The sequence below is a fragment of the Mycobacterium sp. MMS18-G62 genome (genome assembly GCF_053877835.1).
The window spans coordinates 6045491-6066814 of record NZ_CM132662.1 but is presented as its reverse complement, the minus strand read 5'-3'; the positions used below and the strand labels follow the sequence as shown (position 1 = coordinate 6066814).

At 63.0% G+C, this 21324-nt stretch carries 23 protein-coding genes; 10 read left to right on the top strand and 13 right to left on the bottom strand.

Going from position 1 to position 21324, the window contains the following annotated elements; all coding sequences use genetic code 11:
• Positions 1-69: 69 nt before the first annotated feature.
• Entirely contained in the window at positions 70-504 is a 435-nt protein-coding gene (locus ACWW36_RS30330) for an SRPBCC family protein (RefSeq protein ID WP_456139584.1), read from the top strand.
• Here the strand turns inward: ACWW36_RS30330 and ACWW36_RS30325 are convergent, their stop codons facing one another.
• From ACWW36_RS30325 to ACWW36_RS30315, 3 genes are all read right to left on the bottom strand, one after another.
• Positions 505-999: a methylated-DNA--[protein]-cysteine S-methyltransferase gene (locus ACWW36_RS30325; RefSeq protein WP_456139583.1), complete on the bottom strand. Its 495-nt coding sequence runs from the start codon at positions 997-999 to the stop codon at positions 505-507.
• A complete protein-coding gene (locus ACWW36_RS30320; RefSeq protein WP_456139582.1) occupies positions 999-2474 on the bottom strand; it encodes an AlkA N-terminal domain-containing protein in 1476 nt (491 codons plus the stop codon). Before ACWW36_RS30320 ends, ACWW36_RS30325 begins: the two co-directional genes overlap by 1 nt.
• Before the next feature lie 421 nt (positions 2475-2895).
• Complete coding sequence (locus ACWW36_RS30315) at positions 2896-3753, bottom strand: mycofactocin-coupled SDR family oxidoreductase (protein ID WP_456139581.1); 858 nt, start codon at positions 3751-3753, stop codon at positions 2896-2898.
• 112 nt (positions 3754-3865) lie between these two features.
• Between ACWW36_RS30315 and ACWW36_RS30310 the strand changes: the two genes are divergently transcribed.
• The 3 genes from ACWW36_RS30310 to ACWW36_RS30300 are packed head-to-tail and all read left to right on the top strand — an operon-like array spanning position 3866 to position 6361.
• On the top strand, positions 3866-5086 hold the full coding sequence (locus ACWW36_RS30310; protein ID WP_456139580.1) for a cytochrome P450: 1221 nt from the start codon (positions 3866-3868) through the stop codon (positions 5084-5086).
• Positions 5083-5499, top strand: a complete 417-nt coding sequence (locus ACWW36_RS30305; protein ID WP_456139579.1) for a nuclear transport factor 2 family protein — start codon at positions 5083-5085, stop codon at positions 5497-5499. Before ACWW36_RS30310 ends, ACWW36_RS30305 begins: the two co-directional genes overlap by 4 nt.
• 43 nt (positions 5500-5542) lie before the next feature.
• The gene (locus ACWW36_RS30300; RefSeq protein ID WP_456139578.1) at positions 5543-6361 is read left to right on the top strand and encodes an SDR family NAD(P)-dependent oxidoreductase; all 819 of its coding nucleotides are present in this window, start codon (positions 5543-5545) and stop codon (positions 6359-6361) included.
• Between the two features lie 98 nt (positions 6362-6459).
• Here the strand turns inward: ACWW36_RS30300 and ACWW36_RS30295 are convergent, their stop codons facing one another.
• The 3 genes from ACWW36_RS30295 to ACWW36_RS30285 form a co-directional block, all read right to left on the bottom strand.
• The gene (locus tag ACWW36_RS30295) at positions 6460-7740 is read right to left on the bottom strand and encodes a DUF427 domain-containing protein (RefSeq protein ID WP_456139577.1); all 1281 of its coding nucleotides are present in this window, start codon (positions 7738-7740) and stop codon (positions 6460-6462) included.
• The gene (locus tag ACWW36_RS30290) at positions 7737-8495 is read right to left on the bottom strand and encodes an SDR family oxidoreductase (protein WP_456139576.1); all 759 of its coding nucleotides are present in this window, start codon (positions 8493-8495) and stop codon (positions 7737-7739) included. Before ACWW36_RS30290 ends, ACWW36_RS30295 begins: the two co-directional genes overlap by 4 nt.
• A gap of 82 nt (positions 8496-8577) precedes the next feature.
• On the bottom strand, positions 8578-9189 hold the full coding sequence (locus ACWW36_RS30285; protein ID WP_353380346.1) for a TetR/AcrR family transcriptional regulator: 612 nt from the start codon (positions 9187-9189) through the stop codon (positions 8578-8580).
• 204 nt (positions 9190-9393) lie between these two features.
• Between ACWW36_RS30285 and ACWW36_RS30280 the strand changes: the two genes are divergently transcribed.
• The gene (locus tag ACWW36_RS30280) at positions 9394-10203 is read left to right on the top strand and encodes an SDR family NAD(P)-dependent oxidoreductase (protein ID WP_456139575.1); all 810 of its coding nucleotides are present in this window, start codon (positions 9394-9396) and stop codon (positions 10201-10203) included.
• Here ACWW36_RS30280 and ACWW36_RS30275 read toward each other — a convergent pair.
• The 7 genes from ACWW36_RS30275 to ACWW36_RS30245 form a co-directional block, all read right to left on the bottom strand.
• Positions 10200-11327 carry an acyl-CoA dehydrogenase family protein gene (locus tag ACWW36_RS30275; RefSeq protein WP_456139574.1) on the bottom strand — a complete coding sequence of 376 codons (1128 nt, stop codon included), beginning with the start codon at positions 11325-11327 and terminating at the stop codon, positions 10200-10202. The two genes, ACWW36_RS30280 and ACWW36_RS30275, sit on opposite strands and share 4 nt — an antisense overlap.
• A gap of 1 nt (position 11328) precedes the next feature.
• On the bottom strand, positions 11329-11988 hold the full coding sequence (locus tag ACWW36_RS30270; protein WP_456139573.1) for a nuclear transport factor 2 family protein: 660 nt from the start codon (positions 11986-11988) through the stop codon (positions 11329-11331).
• On the bottom strand, positions 11985-13625 hold the full coding sequence (locus ACWW36_RS30265) for a class I adenylate-forming enzyme family protein (protein WP_456139572.1): 1641 nt from the start codon (positions 13623-13625) through the stop codon (positions 11985-11987). Before ACWW36_RS30265 ends, ACWW36_RS30270 begins: the two co-directional genes overlap by 4 nt.
• Complete coding sequence (locus ACWW36_RS30260; protein ID WP_456139571.1) at positions 13622-14389, bottom strand: enoyl-CoA hydratase-related protein; 768 nt, start codon at positions 14387-14389, stop codon at positions 13622-13624. The genes ACWW36_RS30265 and ACWW36_RS30260 overlap by 4 nt, the downstream gene beginning before the upstream one ends.
• Before the next feature lie 76 nt (positions 14390-14465).
• Complete coding sequence (locus ACWW36_RS30255; protein WP_456139570.1) at positions 14466-15215, bottom strand: SDR family NAD(P)-dependent oxidoreductase; 750 nt, start codon at positions 15213-15215, stop codon at positions 14466-14468.
• Entirely contained in the window at positions 15205-15828 is a 624-nt protein-coding gene (locus tag ACWW36_RS30250) for a TetR/AcrR family transcriptional regulator (RefSeq protein ID WP_456139569.1), read from the bottom strand. The genes ACWW36_RS30255 and ACWW36_RS30250 overlap by 11 nt, the downstream gene beginning before the upstream one ends.
• Positions 15829-15830: 2 nt before the next feature.
• Positions 15831-16670 carry a MaoC/PaaZ C-terminal domain-containing protein gene (locus ACWW36_RS30245; RefSeq protein WP_456139568.1) on the bottom strand — a complete coding sequence of 280 codons (840 nt, stop codon included), beginning with the start codon at positions 16668-16670 and terminating at the stop codon, positions 15831-15833.
• 97 nt (positions 16671-16767) lie between these two features.
• Here ACWW36_RS30245 and ACWW36_RS30240 point away from each other — a divergent pair, with 97 nt between their 5' ends.
• The 5 genes from ACWW36_RS30240 to ACWW36_RS30220 are packed head-to-tail and all read left to right on the top strand — an operon-like array spanning position 16768 to position 21281.
• Positions 16768-17841, top strand: coding sequence for an LLM class flavin-dependent oxidoreductase (locus ACWW36_RS30240; protein WP_456139567.1), 1074 nt, complete (start codon positions 16768-16770; stop codon positions 17839-17841).
• Positions 17838-19331, top strand: coding sequence for a class I adenylate-forming enzyme family protein (locus tag ACWW36_RS30235; RefSeq protein ID WP_456139566.1), 1494 nt, complete (start codon positions 17838-17840; stop codon positions 19329-19331). Before ACWW36_RS30240 ends, ACWW36_RS30235 begins: the two co-directional genes overlap by 4 nt.
• Entirely contained in the window at positions 19328-20500 is a 1173-nt protein-coding gene (locus ACWW36_RS30230) for an acetyl-CoA acetyltransferase (protein WP_456139565.1), read from the top strand. Before ACWW36_RS30235 ends, ACWW36_RS30230 begins: the two co-directional genes overlap by 4 nt.
• Positions 20497-20892 (top strand): Zn-ribbon domain-containing OB-fold protein, encoded by a 396-nt coding sequence (locus ACWW36_RS30225; protein WP_456139564.1) that lies wholly within the window; start codon positions 20497-20499, stop codon positions 20890-20892. Before ACWW36_RS30230 ends, ACWW36_RS30225 begins: the two co-directional genes overlap by 4 nt.
• Positions 20889-21281 (top strand): nuclear transport factor 2 family protein, encoded by a 393-nt coding sequence (locus tag ACWW36_RS30220; protein ID WP_456139563.1) that lies wholly within the window; start codon positions 20889-20891, stop codon positions 21279-21281. The genes ACWW36_RS30225 and ACWW36_RS30220 overlap by 4 nt, the downstream gene beginning before the upstream one ends.
• The last annotated feature ends 43 nt before the right edge of the window (positions 21282-21324 follow it).

Sequence of the window (21324 nt, the reverse complement as noted above, 5' to 3'; positions counted from 1 at the left end):
AGTCCTTTGCCCCCCAATTCTGTTGGGGGGCAAAGGCATTTGTGGAGACGAAATAGCAAGGAGTCTTCAATGGTCGAGCTGTATGTCGAGCGGATGATCGCCGCTCCTCCGCCAGCTGTATTCGATTGGCTCGCAGACCCGGTCAATCTGACCGCCGCTCCGCTCGCGCTCAGGGCAGGATTCGTAAAGGGCACGTCGGCAGCGGCCGCCGGGGCCCGCCGGTGGGTGATCGGGGCGGGAATGTGGTTCGAAGAGGAGATCACCGCGTACGACCCGCCACGGAGTTACTCCTACCTCATCCTTCGTTCGGTGCCGCCGTTCAAGCACGAAGGCGGCACGCTCACGCTTACTCCCGCAGGCGATGGCACACATGTCGGCTGGCGGACCGTGTACGGGCACCCCGTGTACGCAGGCGGGAAAGTGCTTGAGGCAGTGAGCTTTCGGCTGCTTCGCTCGAACTTCTCGGCGGTCCTCGCCGCCTGCGCGAAAGCGCTGGAACGCTAATCAGAATAGTGCCGGGGCAGAACGGCTTTTCTCTAATGCCAGCAATGCCCTTTTTCGGTCGAGTCCGCCGCCATATCCGGTGAGGCTGCCATTCGATCCGATTACGCGATGGCACGGCACGATGATGCCGATCGGATTGTGGCCATTGGCAAGTCCGACAGCGCGGAATGCTCCTGGTGATCCGATCTGCCGGGCGATCTCGCCGTATGACCGCGTCTCTCCGTACGGGATTGTCAGCAGCGCTTCCCACACTCGCCGTTGAAATGCGGTGCCGACCAGATTCAGATCGAGGTCGAAGTCGATCCGGTCGCCGGCGAAGTACGCCTCGAGTTGTTCGACGGCTTCGGGGAACGCGTCGTCATCGGGTTCCCAACCATCATGGCTCGGTTCGTAGGTTTGATCGACCATCCGCAGATGCATCAGTCGGCCATCCGTGCCGGCCAGCGTCAGCTTCCCGACAGGACTGTCGATCGACCGAAATAGCACTTCTTGCATCACTTCTCCTTCGGCGGCCATTCGTTGACCGCATGATCCAGGGCTGTCCACAGGTGCTGAGTCGCGTACGACCGCCATGGCCGCCACCGTGCGCTGCGTTCAGTCAGCGGCCGAACATCGTCAGGCAGACCGAGTTGCTTGGCCGCCGCTCGCACGCCGAGATCGCTGACCGGGAAGGCGTCGGGGTCGCCGAGCCCGCGCATCGCGATCACCTCGGCGGTCCACGGGCCGATGCCCGGCAATGCCAGCAGCTGCTCGCGGGCACGGTTCCAGTCGCAGCCGGCGTCGAGGACCACGTCGCCGTCCGCCAATGCCCCGATCAGCGTCGTCAACGATCTCTGCCTCGACTTCGGGAAAGCGAGATGCACGGGATCGATCTCGGCGAGATGTTCGACCGCGGGAAACACATGTGTCAGACCACCATTGAAGTCGGCGATCGGCTGGCCGTAGGCCGTCACAATCCGACGGGCGTGGGTGCGCGCGGCCTTCAACGACACCTGCTGACCGAGCACTACTCGGATCGCCAACTCCTGCTCGTCGACCGTACGCGGAATTCGTTGGCCCGGCGCCTTGGCCACCAGGGCGGTCAGGTCGGGGTCGGCGCTCAGTGCGTCGACGGCGGCCTCGGGATCCGCGTCGAGGTCGAGCAGTCGCCGGCACCGGGCGATCGCGGTGGACAGGTCGCGGAAGTCGTCCAACACCAGCTGACACTGCACATGATCGGGTTGCGGTGTGAGACTTACGATTCCGTTGCCGTTGGGCAGTCGCAGCGTACGGCGGTAGGCGCCGTCGCGCACTTCCTCGACGCCAGGCACCGCGCTCGCCGCGAGGTGGCCGAACAGCCCTTCGTACGCGAACGGTGTGCGCACCGGCAGGCGCAGCGATAGAGCGCCGTTGCCACGCCCGAATCGCGTGCGGGCGCGTTGGCGCAGAGCCGTCGGCGTCAGATCGCAGACCGCCCGAACGGTGTCGTTGAACTGACGGATGCTCGAGAACCCCGCGGCGAAAGCGACATCGCCAAACGGCAGTTCTGTCGTCTCGATGAGCACCCGGGCCGTCTGGCTGCGCTGGGCCCTGGCCAGCGCCAGCGGATTCGCACCGACCTCAGCCTGCAGCAGCCGCTCGAGCTGTCGGGTGGTGTAACCCACGCGGGCGGCCAGCCCCTTGACACCCTCGCGATCGACGGTGCCGTCCGCAATGAGCCGCATCGTCCTGGCCACGACGTCGCCACGCACATTCCACTCCGGCGAACCCGGCGAGGCGTCCGGGCGGCAGCGCTTGCAGGCTCGGAATCCAGCTCGTTGGGCGGCCGCGGCTGTCGGGTAAAACCGCATGTTGCGGGCGAATGGTGGGCGGACGGGGCAGCTCGGTCGGCAGTAGATCTTCGTAGTCAGCACGGCGGTGACGAACCAGCCGTCGAACCGGGCGTCCTTGGACTGGACGGCCCGATAGCAGCGGTCGAAATCTTCGTGCATGCATCGACAATTACACGAGCCCACCGACATCACTGGCGAAAAAACGACATCGTCGTGGCGACGGGTCAGCGTCAGAAGTTGTAGGTTCTCAACCTCGATGTCACATTCTCATCTGTCGCGTCATCTCGAACGGTAGAAACCACCGTCAGCGTCGCCGGCCATAACGCGCCAGCACCGATCTCGCCCAAATGCACTTCCTGACGAACTTGGGGAGTTCGATAACTCCAGCTGAGTCACCCCGACATACGCAAACCCCCCGTCAGCGACAGGTCGTGGCACAAGCTGCGCGTTACGTTTTGCCATTCCGGGACTTCAGAATCTGGCTCGTCGACGGTACAGAGCAGGTGCGACAAGTTGAGGCCGGTTCGCTGCCGGTCGTCAATAACGACTGTCAGTCAACCTCCCACAGGGCTTGCTGTGCTCACATGCCCATCTTCAGGCCCGCACCGCCATCGATGAATAGTTGCTGCCCTGTGACGTACCGAGACTCGTCCGACGCGAGGTAGACGACCGCATGCGAGATGTCCGCCGTCTCAACATAAGGGATCGGCATCGCCTGCAGGATTGGGAAGACCAGCTCGGCGTCTTCGCGCGATGGATCGGATAGGTCCGGCCGGAACGTCCGATACATCGGCAGGTTGTGCAGCATGTCGGTATTCACGTTGGTGGGGTGGATTGTGTTGATCCGAATGTTGTGGGGCGCCATCGTGAGTGCAAGCGCCTTCGTATAGTCGCGGATCATCTTCTTTGCCATGCCGTAGCCCGCTCCGCCGGGGCCCTGCGGCCCTCCGCCGGTCGCGAGATCCTTCTGTTCGACAAGGCCCGCAATCGATCCCGTCACGATCACGGATCCGCCCTGCGTGAGATGCTCGAGGCCGAGATGGATGGTGTTGACGACGCCCACGAAGTCCACATCGAAAGCGTCGATGAACCCACGGTACGGAATATGGTTGCCTTGCGGGCATATTCCCGCATTCGCGACGACGACGTCTAAGCCGCCAAGCTCACTGACTGCATCATCGAGCACCGTTTTCAAAGTCGAGCGGTCGCGGACATCGACTGCGGCCGTGACGACTCGACGGCCGGCTTTTTCGACCAGGCTAGCTGTCTCGTCGAGGTCAGCTGGCGTCGCCAACGGGTATTCGTTGGAGGGAATGTCCGCGCAGATGTCCAGGGCGATGATGTCGGCGCCCTCGTCGGCCATGTGGATTGCATGGCTGCGACCCTGGCCCCGTGCCGCGCCGGTGATCACGGCTACCTTGCCCGTGAGACGGTTCATCTAAGCCTCCAATGCGATCGGACAACCTACCGTCGCCGTTGGATAATAGAACACTGAGTGTTAATCTGTCACATGTGCAGCTAGCGTGTAGTCGCTGGACCGGCGGCAGCTTGTGACAGTCGGTCAGGACCAGGCGAGCGTCGACCTTTTCGCCGACAGCAACATTCAGGATCCGTATCCGCTCTATGACCGGATGCGCGAACGCGGACCCGTGCACAGGGTCGGCGATTCTGGTTTCTATGCAGTCTGTGAGTGGGACGCGATCCACGATGTGATCAACCGGCCCGAGGTCTTCTCATCGAACCTCACGGCCACGATGACTTACACGCCTGAGAATGGGGTTGGCGCATTCGAACTTGATGGGCTAGGCGGCCCCACCCAGGTCTTGGCTACTGCGGATGATCCGCTTCACGCTGCGCACCGCAAAATGCTGGTTCCCCAGCTCGCGGCAAGGCGCATTCGCGCCGCAGAGCATTTCGTCGCGGATACCGCCGGCCTGTTGTGGGTCGACAGTCTTCGCAACGGTCGCATCGAGTGGATGGGCGCGATGGCCAACCGGCTGCCGATGATGGTGGTGGCCAAGATCATTGGGTTACCTGGTGACGACGTTGACATGCTGATCACTGCGGGCTACGCCACCACGGAGCTGCTCGACGGACTGATCGATTCAGACGGACTCGCCGCCGCAGGCGCTGCGGCGATGGAACTGAGTGCCTACATCGGCGAGCATTTTGAGCGGGCCGCCGCAGACCCGAAGGACAACTTGCTCGGCGATTTGGCGTCAGCTTGCGCATCCGGGGATCTCGACGACACCACCGCTCGCGTCATGATGCTGACCCTGTTCAGCGCGGGCGGTGAATCGACCGCGTCACTGCTCGGCAGCGCGGTATGGCTTCTCGCAACTCAACCGAACGTCCAGACGCGGTTGCGCGATGACAAGAGCCTGTTGAGAGCATTCATCGAGGAGTCCCTGCGCTACGAACCGCCGTTCCGCGCTCACTACCGGCATGTGGTCACGGACACAGAACTCGGTGGTGTCGACCTGTCAGCGGGCGATCGTCTGCTGTTGTTGTGGGGCGCGGCCAACCGAGATCCGGCGCAGTTCGGGGCACCCAACGAATTTCGGCTCGACCGTCCAAAGGCGAAGGGGCACCTTACATTCGGCAAGGGCGCTCACTTCTGCGTAGGTGCCGCGCTCGCTCGGATGGAAGCCCAAATCGTCCTCAGCATGTTGCTAGACGGCACCAATTGGATCCGTATTGCCGAGGCAGGGCGGTGGCTGCCGAGCATCCTGGTCAGGCGGCTCGAACGCCTGCAACTCGAGGTCAAATGACTAACGAGGCGCCTGCTCAGATCCTTGAGCTATGTCAGGCGAAGGCGCGTTACTGCCGCGCGTTGGATACCAAGGACTGGACGGCATTGGCGGAACTACTCACGAACGATATGGAGTTTGATCTCAGCGACGGCAATCCAGATGTGCCGCCTATCGTCGGTCGCGCCAATGTCATAGCGGCTGTGCAGTCTTCGGTAGCGGGCGCCAAGACGGTCCATCAAGTGCACATGCCCGAGGTCGAGGTTGACGGTGATCAAGCACAGGCGATTTGGCCAGTGCAGGAGAGAGTCGTCTGGGATAACGGCACTTCATTGACCGCCTACGGTCACTACCACGACCGATGGGTGCGCATCGACGGGCAGTGGAAGATCGCCGCACTCAGGCTTACTCACTTGATAATGGACTTCGCATGAGCCGAGTTCGGCTGGGCGCCGCGTGGACTCGAAGGGACAGCGGATGGTAGTACGCCGGGACGCGGTATCGCTTGATGGCCGAGTAGCGGTCGTCACCGGTGGTGGAGCCGGCATCGGACGTGCCATCGCGGCTGCGTTCGCCGAGTTCGGGGCTCGAGTCGCAGTTTGGGAGAAAGACGAGGCGTCCGCGAGATCGGCGGCTGATGACATCGGTGGATTGCCCTGCGTAACTGATGTTCGTGACGTCGATCAGGTCGATTCTGCTGTCGCGATGACTATCGAAAAGCTCGGTCCACCAACCATTCTGGTAAACAACGCCGGCGGAGTGTTCTGGTCCGGCTTGCTCGACACTTCACCTAATGGATGGGACGCGCTGATTCGAATCAACTTGACGCAGGTCTTGCTGTGCACACAGCGGATAGCCAGGGCAATGGTCAGCGGGGGCGTCGGCGGCAGCGTCATCAATGTGAGCACCATCGAAGGGGTGCGGGCGGCCCCTGGATTCGCCGCGTACGCCGCAGCCAAGGCCGGGGTCGTCAACTTCACCAAGACGGCTGCGCTAGAGCTCGCCCCGCACGATATTCGGGTCAATGGGCTGGCTCCCGACTTCACGCTGACCGAAAGTCTGTCGAGGATGGCGCCCGCAGGAGAGGAGAATGCGAAGCTGATGGTGCCCCTCGGTCGTGCTGGACATGTTGACGAGATGGCCGGTGCCGCGGTGTTTCTCGCGAGCGACCTGAGCTCTTACGTCACGGGGCAAACGCTGCACGTGGACGGAGGAACCGCTGCTGCCGGTGGCTGGTATCACCACCCGAATGGCGGCCAATACGTACTTGGGCATGTGGCGTCAGTTGCTCAGTGAGACATTGTCATCACGACGATCCAGAGCGGCGGCATAGCGGCGCGAGAGCGTCTCCAGGTCCGCGTGGCACGTCGCGGTACGAAATGTCGATTGCCATGTCACATCGCCGTGCGGCTGTCGTGGCCCATAGACGCCGGATCGCGCGCAAACTCTCGCACCATGGCTTGGATGACATACGAAGCCGCAAGTCGCCCGTCTCGTGTGAACACATGACCGTCACCCTGCACTAGACCGCGCCCAGCCCAGAAGGCACGATTCGCATACAACAACCAGTCTGTGACATCGACATCTTCATGAAAGGCGACCGTGGCCTTCATGATTCCGGTTGACAGCGTGCGGTGTGCCAACGCTTCACCGAATCCGGCGTGCGGCAGCATTCCCGCCGCAATGGTCCAATGCGTGGTCGATTGCGCAAGGAGGGCAGAATGGAGGTAGCGCTGTTCGGGGGCGTCACGAAACCGCATCCAAGCGTTGATCTCCGGCGGGCCGACACGGTTGGGATCTTGATCGTAGGCTGCATCGACAACACGGATTTCGCGTCCAGGCATGCCGAATCCCTCGAACGGCACTGCTTCGGACGGCCCCGCGACGTCGGGCATCGCGACAACGTGGCCGATCACGTCTGAGGCGCCGGAATCACACAGTAGGATCGCTGCCCCGCGCAGTGTGCCGTCCTGGGTCGCGCGTACTTCAGCGGTGGAGAAGGTCCGCCCTTTTCGCAACAACTCGACGTTCAGATCTACCGGTGCCGTGAAAGAAGCCGCCTTGATGAAAACCATCGATGCCGACGTGACCCGTTGCTCTGGAACAGTTTTGGATGCGGCCACGATGGCTTCGGCGAGCAGCTGGCCGCCTTCGACCACATCGCGATGCGTCGGCCCGTGTGCAGGCCCACAAAATCGACCCGCGCCGATCGGTTCGACATCGATGAGCCGTACCAGCTCGGTGGCGTCACCCCAGAGTGGAAACTTCGCCGGCACCGTGGATCCGTCCGGCCAACTTTCCACGACAACGACGCGCAGGTCCTTGTCGTAAAACGAAACGTGGCCGGTGATGCCCGCCACCTCCGGCAGCGGATTCGGATAGCCCCAGACCACATTCTCGATCAAATGGTCGCCATGGGAGAGACTCCAATAGCGCGCTTCGCCTTTGAAGGGGCACACCGTGGCGTGTTCGGTCGCAGTGAACAGATTCCATTGCACGTCCGCCTCCGGGAAGTACAGCCGGTCAACGTGATCGGTTTCGGTGACCACGAGACAACTTGCACTCTCGGCGACGAGGAGGTCGTTCAACCACACCTGCGCGGTATGGGGACAGGGCTCGATCTCGATCTTGTAGTCGGGGTGTGACGGCCACGCCGATTCGACCTGGGTCGTCATGCCCGCATCGGTCCTGTCGGCGATTTGATGACAATGGATTCCAGACCCACGTCGGGGTGGTCGATGGCGCTCGCGAACATTCCGGCCAGAACATCGGCTACGGCTTCCGGGGTCATACGGCTCTCCTGGACGAGACCGCGGGCAAGCCATTCGGTCAACGCGGTGCCGAGCAGGTCGGGATCGAATGCCGAGGTGAAGTCTGTCGGCACCGTGCCACTGATTTCCACGCAGCTGAAGCGATACCCTGGTTTTTCCATGCGCCACGACACGAGGCATCGCTCCATCGCAGCCTTGCTCGACGAGTAGGCACCGAGTGCAGTGTGTGGATAGCGGACCGAATCCGACGACAGCGCCGCGACGATCGCCGACGGAATGAGCAAGTGCAGATGGGCGCGGATGATCTCGTGAACGCCGACCACGTTCGTGTCGAACACATCACGCCAGTCCTGGGCGTCGGTGTCGGTGATCATCTTCAGCGGTGCGTATCCCGACGAGATCAAGAGAATGTCGACCTGTCCGAGTGTCTCCCCGGCAACCTTCCCGAGACGGTTGCAATCGGCCGGATTGCGGACGTCCACGGCCACAGTCGTGCCGACGCCGGCCTCGGCGACCACCTCGTCCAGCTTGTCGGCTCGTCGCGCAGCCAGCACCAGCTTGGCGCCCTCCTTGCCTGCTCTGACGGCGAATGCGCGTCCGATACCGGCCGAAGCGCCGACCACGACCACCCTTTTGCCGGCCAGCGATCGCTCACCCATGGAACCCTCTGCCTCGTTCTCCGACGTTGTTGTAGAGAACAGTATTACAGAATGTGTCTAACTGACCATAGCTGGCCGCACCTCAGCGCAAGCCGTTGATCGCGAACTTCTCGACGTAGCGGCGCACCGTGGCGGGCTTGGACATGTCGAAGGTTTGGGCCTGATTTACGGTCGAGAACGAGTAGATGATCCGTGCGAGCCATTCGCTGGCGGCGGTGACGTCGACTCCGGCCCCGACTTCACCACGGTCCTGGGCCTCCCTCACGTAGGGCACTAGAAACTCGGTGGTGCGCCTGACAGCCGAGTCACCGTCCGAAATCATGTGCCGCATCAACTCGGCGTCATCGGCCATCAGCCGGTTGCGGGTTCGATGGTCGATCAGGATCTTGGCGTGGGTTTCGGCCATTGCGCCGACCTTCTCCGCCAGTGTCGACTTCTTCGCCATTGCCGCGGCGACTTCCTGATAGAACTTCTGGGCGCCGAACTCGATAGCAGCTTCGATGAGGATTGTCCGGTCTTCGAAGTACCGATACACCGTGCCGCGCGACACATTGGCCATGCGGGCGACATCCTGCACGCTAGTGCGCTGGATTCCGAGTTGAGTGAAGCACAAGTTCGCCGCCTCGAGGATTTGGTCTCGGCGGTCGGACTCTTCCTGCCCATCGAGCTCGGCCGTGACCCGCTCAGTCGACATGTCGCTCCTCGTCCCGGAAATCTGCCTGCTCCAAGCCTTCTATGCTACGCGACACCTACTGTTCCGGTGTTCCGGCGCACCGCACGTGGCAACCCACGACAGCCAGCGGGGATCGGGGTGGTCATAGTGACATGCAGCGTTCAACTGTTTACCCTGCCACCTTAGTGTCGTCCCGCAGGATGCGCTGGCAAGGAAGGACTCGGCATGGACCTCGGGGTGGCCGGACGTAACTTCGTCATCGTCGGTGGAACCACCGGCATGGGGTTCGCCGCGGCCGAGCAGCTTGCGCGCGATGGCGCGAATGTTGCGCTGCTGGCGCGTGACGGTGAGCGTGCCGCCGCGAAGGCCAAGCAATTGGCTGACGCGAACGATGTGAGTGCCGTCGGCATCACTGTTGACGCGGCAGCGAGCGGTGACGGCGTGGAGCGCGCCGTTGAGACGGCCGCGGACAACCTAGGGCCTTTGCGCGGCTTGGCGGTCACCGCAGGGCCGATGAAACAGCAGGGTCCGTTCCTGGAACACGGTGACGACTCGTGGGACTGGTATTACCAAATGATTCTCATGGCGACGGTGCGGTCTTGCCGCGCGATCATTCCGCATCTTCGGCGCAATGGCGGAGGAACGGTGGTGACTACGGCCGCGTATTCGGTCCGCGCGCCGAAGATCCTCATTCCTCCGTACAACGCGCTCAAGGCGGCTGTGTTGACGCTGTCCAAGATTCTGGCCAAAACCCATGGGCCGGAGGGGATCCGGGTGAACACCGTATGTCCTGGCTTGTTCGATACCGAAGTCAATGATTTCATTCGCGCGCGGCGGGCAGAGGAATACGGCGTGGCGCTGCAGGACGCGATCTACACGCACCTCGCAAGCAACCCGGCGTGGAACATGCGTGTGGCTCTTGACCGCGGTGGGCGACCGCACGAGGCAGGCGAACTGATCGCATTCATGCTCAGTGACCGGGCCGCCTATATGACCGGCGCGGTGATCAACATCGACGGTGGTACGGACTTCTAGATCCCGACGCGATCAGCGAGCAGTCGGCGATGGTACGTGGCGTCGCCCAGTAGAAGTCCGGATGATTTGGCGCGCTTGAAATACATGTGTGCGGGATGCTCCCACGTGAATCCGATTCCGCCGTGAATCTGGATGTTCGCCGCCGCAGCTCGGGCGTAAGCCTCTGAGCAGTAAGCCTTCGCCAGAGACGCAGCGGCCGGTAGTTCGGCCGCCCCGCTAGCCGCGGCCTGTACCGCGTATTGGGCTGCCCCGCGCGCGCATTCGATGTTCAACATCAAGTCAGCACACTTGTGCCGGATCGCTTGGAACGATCCGATTGGCTTACCGAACTGCCGGCGAGTCTTTGCGTACTCGACGGCAAGTTCTAGACATCGCTGTGCGCCCCCGACCTGCTCGACGGCAAGTCCGGCCGCCGCGATATCCAGTGCGTGCGATAGCGCGGGCCATGCCTGTCCCTCGAAGCCGATTAGTTCGGCAGGGGTATCGGAGAAGTCGATACGTGCCTGCCGCCGCGTCGGATCGAGCATCGACAACTCACGGCGGGTCAAGCTGTCGGTCTGGTCGACGGCGAACAGCGAGATGCCTGCGTCGGTCCGCCCCGCGACCAACACCAGGTCCGCGATGTGCCCGTCGAGCACAAAAGTCTTGGTGCCGTTGAGGATCCACGATGATCCCTTTCGGCGCGCTTCGGTCTGAACGCCTTCGGCATCCCATCGGCCGGATTGCTCGGTCAACGCCAGCGTTGCGACGGTTTCACCTGACGCAACGCGCGGGAGATACCTCCACTTTGCGCCGTCGTCGTCGCAGCACATCAGGACGCTGCCCGCCAACACGGCCGAGCCGAAGAATGGCCCCGGCAGGAGCGCTCGCCCGGTTTCCTCGATAACGACGCCCAGTTCCGCGAAGCTAAAGCCAGTTCCGCCAAGTTCTTCCGGAATGGCCAAACCCTGAAACCCAAGTTGATCAGCCATCTGCCGCCACACGCCGGGGTCATAGCCTTCTGGGGACTCCATCACGCGGCGTACTTCACTCTCAGGTGACTTGAGTTCAAGGAACGCCCGGACCGACCGGCGCAACTCCTGTTGCTCCTCTGTTGCCGCGAAACCCTCAGCGGAACTCGTCATCTCAACGGTTCCTCGGGTCCTCGACGTCGCGTCCGGTGGGATCTACCCGGGGATCTGCAGCATCTCGGCGGAGCGCGCGTAGCCACCCGCCAACCGGGGCGGGCGCGGTAACTGGGGCCTCGAGGCGGCCAGGTCCGGCGTTCCAGAACTCCTGCCATGACGGAAACGCATCGTGCAAGCCCCCGTCATGTCGAGGGGTGCCAGGCCATCTCATCTTCTGCCCGCCCACAGGTGGGTCGGTGATATCGCTTTCGTACCAGAACAAGGGGATCCGCTTGACGAAGTACCAGCGACCGTCCCGGCGTTGGTAACTGTCGAGATAGGCAAGCATCTCGATCACCCAGACCGACTCCGTCTCAAGATCATTGCGTGAATAGACGAGGCCGGTGGCATTATCGGTGTCGTGGATATCGATGACATGGCCGAGGACGCCGTGTGCGCTGCCCAACAGATCGTGGCGCATCTCGACGTCGTACCAGGAACGCAAGGCCGCACGGCCGCGGCGCTTGCCTGGCACGCCCACGTCTTCGACGAAAAGATTCACCAGCGCGTCGAGGTCGCGCATGTCCAGCGCGACGGCGTATTTCGCGGCAAGCTGACGGATCTCGTCGAGTGCTTCGAGGCGTTCGATGCGCGCCTCGAGGTCGGCGAGCGACGTCACGAGAGTTCTCCCGCGGACATCAGTGCAGTCAGTCGCACCTTATCGATCTTGTTGGTGGTGGTGTACGGCAAGCTTTCCGCATCTGCCAGTATCGCCCACCTTTTCGGCACCTTATACGCAGCAATTTGGCTACGGCATGCGGTCACAAGATCGTCCGCCGTCGCAGTCCGGCCTTCATTGAGCACCACGGCGGCGCTGACGATCGCGCCCTTGTCCGGGTCAGGGATTCCGACTACGTAGGCGATGCGCACAGCGTCGATGCGCCCCAGCGCCGCCTCCACTTCCATGGGGGCGACGTTCGTACCTGATGTCTTGATCATCTCGTCGGTGCGTCCCGCGAAGTACAGGTGGCCGTCGTCGTCGCGATAACCGGCATCCTTCGTGTGCAGCCAGCCGTCGCGGTCTACCACCTCGTGCCACTGTTTACCAATCATCCCGCGGAGCAATGCTGTTCCGCGCACGCAGATCTCGCCTGTCACGCCATTGGGGACCTCATTGCCAGCATCGTCAATGACCTTGTGCTCGTAGCCCGGCGCAGCGACCCCCAGCGATCCACGTTTGGCCTCGGGGACCTGTTCGTGCGGTGGCCACCATGTGTGCGAACTACAGGTCTCGGTCATTCCCAATTGCGCTACTCGCAGCGAGGGGTCGGCGGTGCGCCGCTCCGGTGCGAGTAGCACCTGCTGATAGCCCTCCCGCAGACTGGACAAATCGGTGGCGTCGAAATCCGGGTGGTTCACCAGAGCAGGTCCGATATGCGGAAAACCCGTTGTGTAGGTAGCTTTTTCGCTCTCGAGTAGACGCAGAACGTCACCCGCATCGAACTTGTGCTCGGTCAGGATCGTCGCCCCGACCTGCATTGGGCCCAGGAAGCCGAAGACCAGGCCTGCGACCCAGAAGAACACCATTGGTACGTAGATGCGGTCGGTGTCATCCCAACCGTGCGCGGTCGCGATGAAGCGGGCGTGGGTGATCGCTGTGCCGTGAGTGTGGATGATGCCTTTGGGGTTTGACGTGCTTCCAGAGGTGTAGATGACGAGCAGATCGTCGGCTGCCCGGACGGTCGCCTCACACGCTCGGAGGAAGTCTGTCGAAACCGGGTCCGGCCACATGCTTGGCCAGCGACGACCGGTGGTGCCAAGTGGGAGGACGTTACGTAACTGGGGGAGCCGGTCGACTCGCAAGGGCCCGTCGGCATTGTCCCAGCGGCCGGCCGCGGCTTCGATCCGCTCCAGTACGTCCTTGCCGAGCAGCATGTCGACGGCCAGCAGCGTTTGGACATCGGCATCGCGGAGTACCCAGTGCAACTCGGCAGGTTGGAAGAACGTGTTGATCGGCACGGCGACCGCACCCATGCGGGTGATCGCCAGAAAGGCGGCTGCGAAGTCGGGGCCGTTCGGTGCCAGTATTCCGACACGCACTCCCTTGGTGACACCCGCGGCGAGGAGGCGGGCCGCCAGGTCGGCAGAACGGGTCTCCGCCTCCGCGTAGGTTATTCGGTCTACCGTGCCGTCAGCGCCCATTGAGACGACGAAGTCGCTTGAGCCGTGCGCTGCGGCAACGGTTGCCAGCATCGCTGGCATCGCCGCTTCGTATGGAAGCGAATCGTAATGGAATTTCATGGCCGCCAACGTCATTCGACCACCCAGCGGGGTTCACGCTTTTCGGCGAACGCGACCATTCCCTCCCGGTAGTCGGGATGCGTCATTTGGTGCTGGAGGACGTAGCGGTATGCGACATCGTGAGCAGCGTGCAGCCCGACGTCGAGGCTGGACCACATCGCTTTGATGGACGCCTGAACGGTGGCAGGCGACAGCTTCGCGATCGCCAACGCGATCTCGCGAGCACGCTCCTGGAGCCTGTCGGCCGGCACCACCTCGTTGATGAGCCCGATCTCGTGGCCACGCTGCGCGGTGATGCGACCGTCCTTCGTCATCAGCGCCAGCTGCATCACCATCGACAAAGGCATCCGACGCAGTAGCACCGCGGGCTCCAGCGCAAACACGTTGCCGACCTGCAGATGGGTGTCGATCAGCTCGGCGTGTTCGGCGGCGATGATCAGGTCGGCATCGGCGACCTGGTGCAACGCGCCGCCGACTACCATGCCGTTCAGCGCGCAGATGACCGGTTTCCACACGTTGTGGTGCAGCCGAGATCCGGGAATTTTGTTGCGGATACCGCCCTCGGCCGTGGCCCTGATGTCCTGTCCGGCGCAGAACGCTCGATCCCCGGCTCCGGTGATGATCGCCACGCGGATATCCGTATCGTCGCGCACCCGGGCCCATGCCAATCCGAGTTCCGTGCGAGCGAGGTCGTCGGTTGCATTGAGCCGCTCGGGCCGATTGATCGTGATCGTCGCGACGTGATCGCTGACGTCGAACAGAATTCTCTTCAGATCCACTGAATCCCCTGGCCTCGAGGCGCGCCTGGCGCTAAACAGAGTAGCAGAAAATGTCTCATCGTTCTGTAGGATCGCCTCACGGCATCCACTGTCCGCCGGAGACTGAGATGAGCTGGCCGGTCAGATGTTTCGCCCCTGATGAGCAAAGAAACGCGACCATGCTGGCCACGTCCTCCGGCTTTCCGATTTGTCCCGTCAGCGTTGATGAGCGCACCTGTTCGAGCTCTTCGGCGGACTTCCGCGACAGAAGCCATGGCGTAGCAGTGGTGCCGACCACCACGGTGTTGACCCTGATGCCGTATGGGCCCAACTGCACGGCCATCAGCCGGCCGAGGCCCTCGACGCCCGCCTTCGCCGCCGCGTACGCGGGCGGGCCCGTGCGAACGCCGTGGGCCGACACCGAGCTGACGTTCACAATCGCACCGGCCTTCGCCTCGACCATCTGCCTGGCGACCACTTGCGACATCACGAAAGTGCCTTTGAGGTTGACGTCGACGATGCGGTCCCAGTCCTCGTCCGTTTGGTCGAGGAAGGTTGCAGGCAAGGTCATTCCCGCGTTGTTGACAAGCGCTTGGATCGGGCCGTGCTCGGCGGCCAGCTCTTGCGTCGCACGCTCGACGGAGGGGCGGTCCGTTACCGACAGCTGCAGTGGCACAAGCAGTCCCGCGCGCGCCGCATCGGAGTCTTGGGCGCGCGCGATCGCCTTGGCGTTCACATCCACAACGGCGGTTCTATGACCGGCTTCGATCAGTGCCTCCACGATGGCCTCACCGATTCCGCGCGCTCCACCTGTGACGACCGCAACCGGCCGCACGTCATCCGACACGACGGCTCCGCCCCTGCTTGGTCTCCCGCTCGATGCGGTTGATCGACGGACGCATCAACCGAACGGCCTCCGACATCATCGCGACGAGATCACCTTTCCCTCCGCCGGCGACCCACAGATCGATTGCGGCACGATTTGCACCGTTGATCACCGTGGCAGCTAGGCGAGGCCGCACATCAAGGTCGGCGTCTGCACCCAACCACCGTGCCACTTCTATCGTCATCTGATCGATCCAGTCGTCGTTGATGCGCAGCATCGTGGCCCGCAGCGCAGGCAGGCTGCCGTACATCGTGGCCCGGACCAGAAAGATGTCCGGCGTCTCGCTGATCGCCGTGGCGACCGCTTCGGATGCTTCGGCGAGTGCATCCCACAACGAGCCGGAACGGGATGCGCGGAATCTTCGGGTGGCTTCCTCGAGGCGATCGGCATACCCGTGAAAGAGGATGTCGTCCTTGGTCGCGAAGTGGTGGAAGAACGTCCGCGGTGCCACGCCAGCGATCTCCGAGATCTGCTCGACGGTCGTCTGTTCGTATCCGTTGGCGCTGAACAGCTCGATCGCAGCCGTGATCAGTGCCTCGCGGTTGCGCTGGCCTCGCGCGCGCCGTTGATCCATGCTCAGCATCCTGCCAACGTGGCCGTGCCCGAACTGAGCGAAACGACATCGCCCTGCAGGGTCCGAAAGCGGACTTCGTTGCCATCGCGCCATATCTCCGTGCACAGCTCCGAATCGAGCATGACCGGTTTCGCGAACCGGCAGCTGATCGACGTCAGCGTCTGCGGATCGCCGTCGCCAACGACGTTGATCAGGGCCCGGGCGGCGAAGCCAAGTGTGCACAGGCCGTGCAGAAAGACGTCATCGAAGCCGAACTTGCGTGCAGCAGCGGGGTCGATGTGCAACGGATTACGGTCACCGCTGAGCCGGTAGATGGCGGCCTGCTCCGGCCGTAGTTCATCCTCGTATACCGCGTCGGGGGCACCCTGCGGATCCTCGGCGCCAGCCGGGCCACGTGTTCCGCCGAAGCCACCCCCGCCGAGGACCATTGTCTGCGCGGAGGCGCTGAACAGGGGACCGTCGTCGTCAACGCCGACAGATGTCACTTCGATGGCCGCATGCTTGCCCTTGTCCCAGATTGCCGTCACCTCAGCGGTGACGCTGACTTCGCCGCTGGCGCTCAACGGCCGTTCGAGTCGCAGTGATTGTGCGGAATGCACGATCGGAAATGACCCGAGGTTGAGTGTCGCGCGCAGATCCTTTACGGCCCACCAATTGGCTATCAGCGCGAAGGTGGGGAGGACCGCGGGCCCACGGTGCTCATCGAGGAGCGGTAGTTCTTCGGGCGGACGCGCCCCGACTCCCAGCGCATAGAGGATGACGTCCGTCTCTGACCACCGGTAGATCGTCGGAGCGAGGATGGTGCCGACCATGGCGTCGGAGAGGGTCACGGGCGCGGTCACGAGGCCTCCAAGCGATGGAACGGATTGACGATATCTGTTCAATCGTGCAATATAGTGGCAGTAACTGCAACTATATTCTGAGACGGAGGTCGCAGGCATGCGGTTCGGCGTATTCATCCTCGGCGACAAGCCCAATCACCTCAGCCACAAAGACGTCTTTGCCAACGTCCTGGAGGAGGCTCGGTGGGCTGAGGAACTCGGATACGACGAGATCTGGCTCGCGGAACACCACTTCTCGCCTTACGGCACCCTCGCCGACCTGCCTCTGGTCGCTGCCGCGATTGCCGCACAGACCGAGCGTGTCCGGATCGGCACCGCATGCATGGTCGCGCCCTTCCATGACCCGATTCACCTTGCGGAGCGAATTGCCATGGTGGACAACCTGAGTGGAGGACGCTTCGATGCCGGTTTCGGCAGGGGTTATCAGGCCCACGAGTTCAAGGGCTTCGGCATCCCGATGGACGAGGCAACCGCTCGTTACCAGGAGTGCGTCGAGATCGTCAATCTCCTGTTGTCGCAGGAGAACGTCTCGTACGAGGGCAAGTATTGGCAACTCGAGGACGTGACCATCCACCCGCGGCCGGTGCAGATTCCGATTCCGGTGTGGGGCACGGTGATGAAGACGCCGTCGAGCTTCGAGTGGCTGGCCGACAAGGGATTTGGTGCCATCATCGGCAATCCCTATCAGGTTGACCCGGACCTGCAGGGGGCACTTGACATCTACCTGGAGACCCAGGCGAGAAAGGGGCTCGCGGCCGCGACCGGAAACGTCTGGGCCCTGCTGAATGCGTTCTGCCACCCCGACGATGGCTTCGCCCGAACGTATCCGCGCGACAGCGTCGAGCTGTCGATCCAGACGCACCGGCAATACTCGAACCCCTTCGAACGTGGTGGCGACATCCCGGCGGACTACAAGGCGTACTCCGACTGGTTCGAGAAGCACGACAAGCAGAGTTACGAGCAGGTGCTGAACTCGCATCTGACGTTGATGGGTGATCCGGACAGGATCATCGAGAAGATGCGTACCGTCATCGACATGGGGTGGCGCAACATCATGCTGCGGATGTCTCGTGGTGGCGCTATGGACCGCGGCAAGGTCTACGAGTCGATGAAACTGTTCGCCCAAGAGGTGATCCCGGCGGCGACCGAGCTTGCGGCAGCCCCCGCTTGAGTCGTCCAATTGCCGACCGCGTCCGTGCGATCCTGGCGCTCGATCCGATGGCTCCCGCAATCGAGTACCAGGGTGCCTGGACCGATTGGCAGGCGATCTCCGATATCGCCTTTGGTGTCGAGAGCCATTTGATAACAGCGGGTTTGGGTGCGGGATCGCCTGTCGGGCTGGTGCTACGAAACCATCCAGCGATGGTCGCGGCGATGCTCGGTGTGCTGTTGGCCGACAGCTGCGTCGTCACAATCAACCCATCCCGGGGGGAATCGGGACTTGCCGCAGATATCTCGGAGTTGATGCTGCCCGCAGTGATCGGCGTTGACGCCGACTGGCGTAGACCTGGCATTGCAGCCGCGGCCACCGGTTCGCTGGGCCTCGAAGTACGTGCGATCCCGGACGCTGTCGCGACCGTTCGCGGTCTGGAACGAGTGGGTCCTGGTCCATTCCGGCAGGAACCCGACGGCGTCGCGGTCGAGATGCTGACCAGTGGCACCACTGGGCCACCGAAACGAATTCCCCTGTCGTATGATGCATTTGAGCACACTGTCGCCGCCGCGGGCGCCCATTACGGCTCTAGCAAACCTGCGGATCTGCGCCTGCGTTCCGGTGTCGCAATCGTCAGTTCGCCATTGGTGCACATGTCGGGTTTGTTCCGCACGCTGCTGAACATCTGCGAAGGCCGCAAGATCGCGCTCCTCGAGCGGTTTCAGGTGCCCGAGTTCGTCGACCTCGTTGTCCGTCACCGGCCGAGAGCAGTGAGTCTGGTCCCATCGGCGCTGACGATGGTCTTAGACGCCGCCGTGCCAACGGAGGTGTTCTCCAGCGTGGAGGTGGTCACCTCTGGGACGGCTCCCCTTCCGGTGTCGGTACAGGAGGCGTTCGAAGAACGGTATGGGGTGGCCGTGCTTCCGTCGTACGGCGCCACCGAGTTCGCCGGCGGAGTCGCGGGATGGAATCTCGCGCTTCACCGGGAGTGGGCAAAGGCCAAGCGGGGCAGTGTCGGTCGCCCCCAGAGCGGCCGAGAGATACGAATCGTGTCCGCCGAGAACGGTGCTGAGGTGCCCACGGGTGCTCAGGGCCTGATCGAGGTTCGGACGCGCGGTGGCGAGTGGGTACGGACCACCGATCTCGGCCGAGTCGATGCCGACGGATTCTTGTTCGTCGACGGCCGCACCGACGATGTGATCATTCGCGGCGGGTTCAAGGTGACACCGTCCGACATCGTGTCGGTGCTTCGCGGCCATCCCGCGGTGCGTGATGCGGGTGTCACGGGAATTCCCGACGAACGGCTCGGCTCGGTCCCCGTCGGGGCGGTAGAGCTGGCCGACGGGGCGCACGTTGACCCCGGCGAGCTGCTCGACTATGCGCGCGGACGCCTCACCCGATACCAAGTGCCCGCGAAGCTGTTGATCGTCGACGAGCTGCCGAGAACCCCGTCGCTGAAGGTCAGTCAACCCCAACTGCGCCAACTGTTCGAACAGGAGCGGAAGTGAATCACAACATCCGAGGTGCCGCCGCAGTAGTCGGTGTCGCCGACGAAGTGTCACCTTCGGGCGTGATCGATGTACCGCTGCGGGAGCTCGAGGCGCGCGTCATCACCGCCGCGCTATCGGATGCCGGCCTGGCTCTCAGTGATGTCGACGGTCTGTGCACATGTACCGGCGGCACCTTGATGCACTCCGTCGAGCTCGCCGAATATCTGGGTATCACACCGAGATTCACCGATGCCACGCAAACCGGTGGTGCGAGTTACGGGTTGTACCTCGAACATGCCGCGGCGGCCATCGCCGCGGGTCTCGCAGAAACCGTGGTCATCGTCTACGCCTCCACGCCACGTGCCTCTCGGAAGCGCGGCGAAAAAGGACTCGGTGTCTTCGCCACACCCGAGCGGCTGGAATGGGAAACGCCGTTCGGCGTGATGCTGCCGATCAGTGCCTATGCACTTGCCGCCAATCGACACATGGCGACCTATGGCACCACCGCCGAGCAACTCGCGCAGATCGCGGTCGACACCAGGAGGTGGGCCTCGCGCAATCCGCGTGCGCACCTGCGCGACCCGATCACCGTCGACGACGTGCTTGGCTCGGGCTTCCTCGCCGAGCCGGTCCACAAGCTTGAATGCTGTCTCGTCACCGATGGCGCCGCCGCGGTTGTCGTCACCAGCGCCGAGCGGGCCCGCGATCTCGCGCGTCCGCCTGCGTATGTGTTGGGGGCGGCGTCGGCGGCATCGCACGCGATGATCACGCAGATGCCCGACCTCACTATCACGCCTGGCGCCATGTCGGGACCTGCCGCATTCGAAGGTGCTGGCGTGACGGCGAGCCAGATCGACGTCGTGCAGTTGTACGACTCCTTCACCATCACCGTGCTGCTCGCGTTGGAAGACCTCGGCTTCTGCAAAAAGGGCGAAGGCGGGTCGTTCGTTGCGGACGGAGTGCTTGCGCCGGGCGGTGACCTTCCCGGCCAGACCACCGGGGGTGGACTCGCGTACACGCATCCCGGTGCGTTCGGGGCCTTCCTGCTCGTCGAGGCCACCCGGCAATTGCGCGGCGACTGCGGCGAACGACAGGTGCCAAATGCTCAGACAGCCCTGGCGCACGGAACCGGAGGCGTGCTCTCGGCGACGTCGACGGTAATTCTCGGAACGGAGGCAACCTTATGAGCGAGACGTTTCCGGTGCCCGAGCCCAGTGCGGTGTCCGCGCCGTTTTGGGCGGCGACCGAGAAGCATCAGCTGGTGATGCAGCGCTGCGAGTCGTGTCACCGGCTCGTTTGGTACCCGCGCCACGTGTGCCCGCACTGCGGCGCCTTCTCCTTGAGGTGGGAGCAGCTGTCCGGACAGGGAGCTGTCTACGCCGTGAGCGTGCATCATCGCGCCGCGCACCCAGCGTTCGCCGACCGAGTGCCGTACTCGGTAATCCTGGTTGACCTGGAAGAGGGCGCTCGGGTCATGTCGAATGTGTTCGGTCCGCCACCCGCCGTAGGGGACTTGGTATCTGTTGCATGGTTACCGCTCGGCGACGGAAGAAACCTCCCGACCTTCGAGCGCTTATGAGCCCCGACGAACTGCGACGAATCCGTGAGGAGATCGTGCTTCGCCACATTGCGGGCGAGAACGATCGCGATCTGGAAGCCGTGATGGCGACGTTCACTCGTCCGCGATACGAAATCGTCTCGAGCGCAATGGTTTACGACGGCGACGAAGCGGTACGGGAGATGATCTTGCGGCAATGGGATGACTTGCCGTGGATGCGTTACACCGCGGAGGGCATCTACCACGGCCGGGACGGTTTGATCGTGGAGACCAGGACGACCTGCCCGGGTTCCGAATTCGACATGCTCAGCGCCAACATGTTCGGTTTCGAGGGGCCGGGGTTGGTCCTCGAGCGCTGCTACTTCGATCGCACGCTGTTCGCGACTCAGTTGGAGACCGTAGGCCGATAGAACGATAGAACAAAATTCGTCATGTTGTAGAATCGCCGCAGCC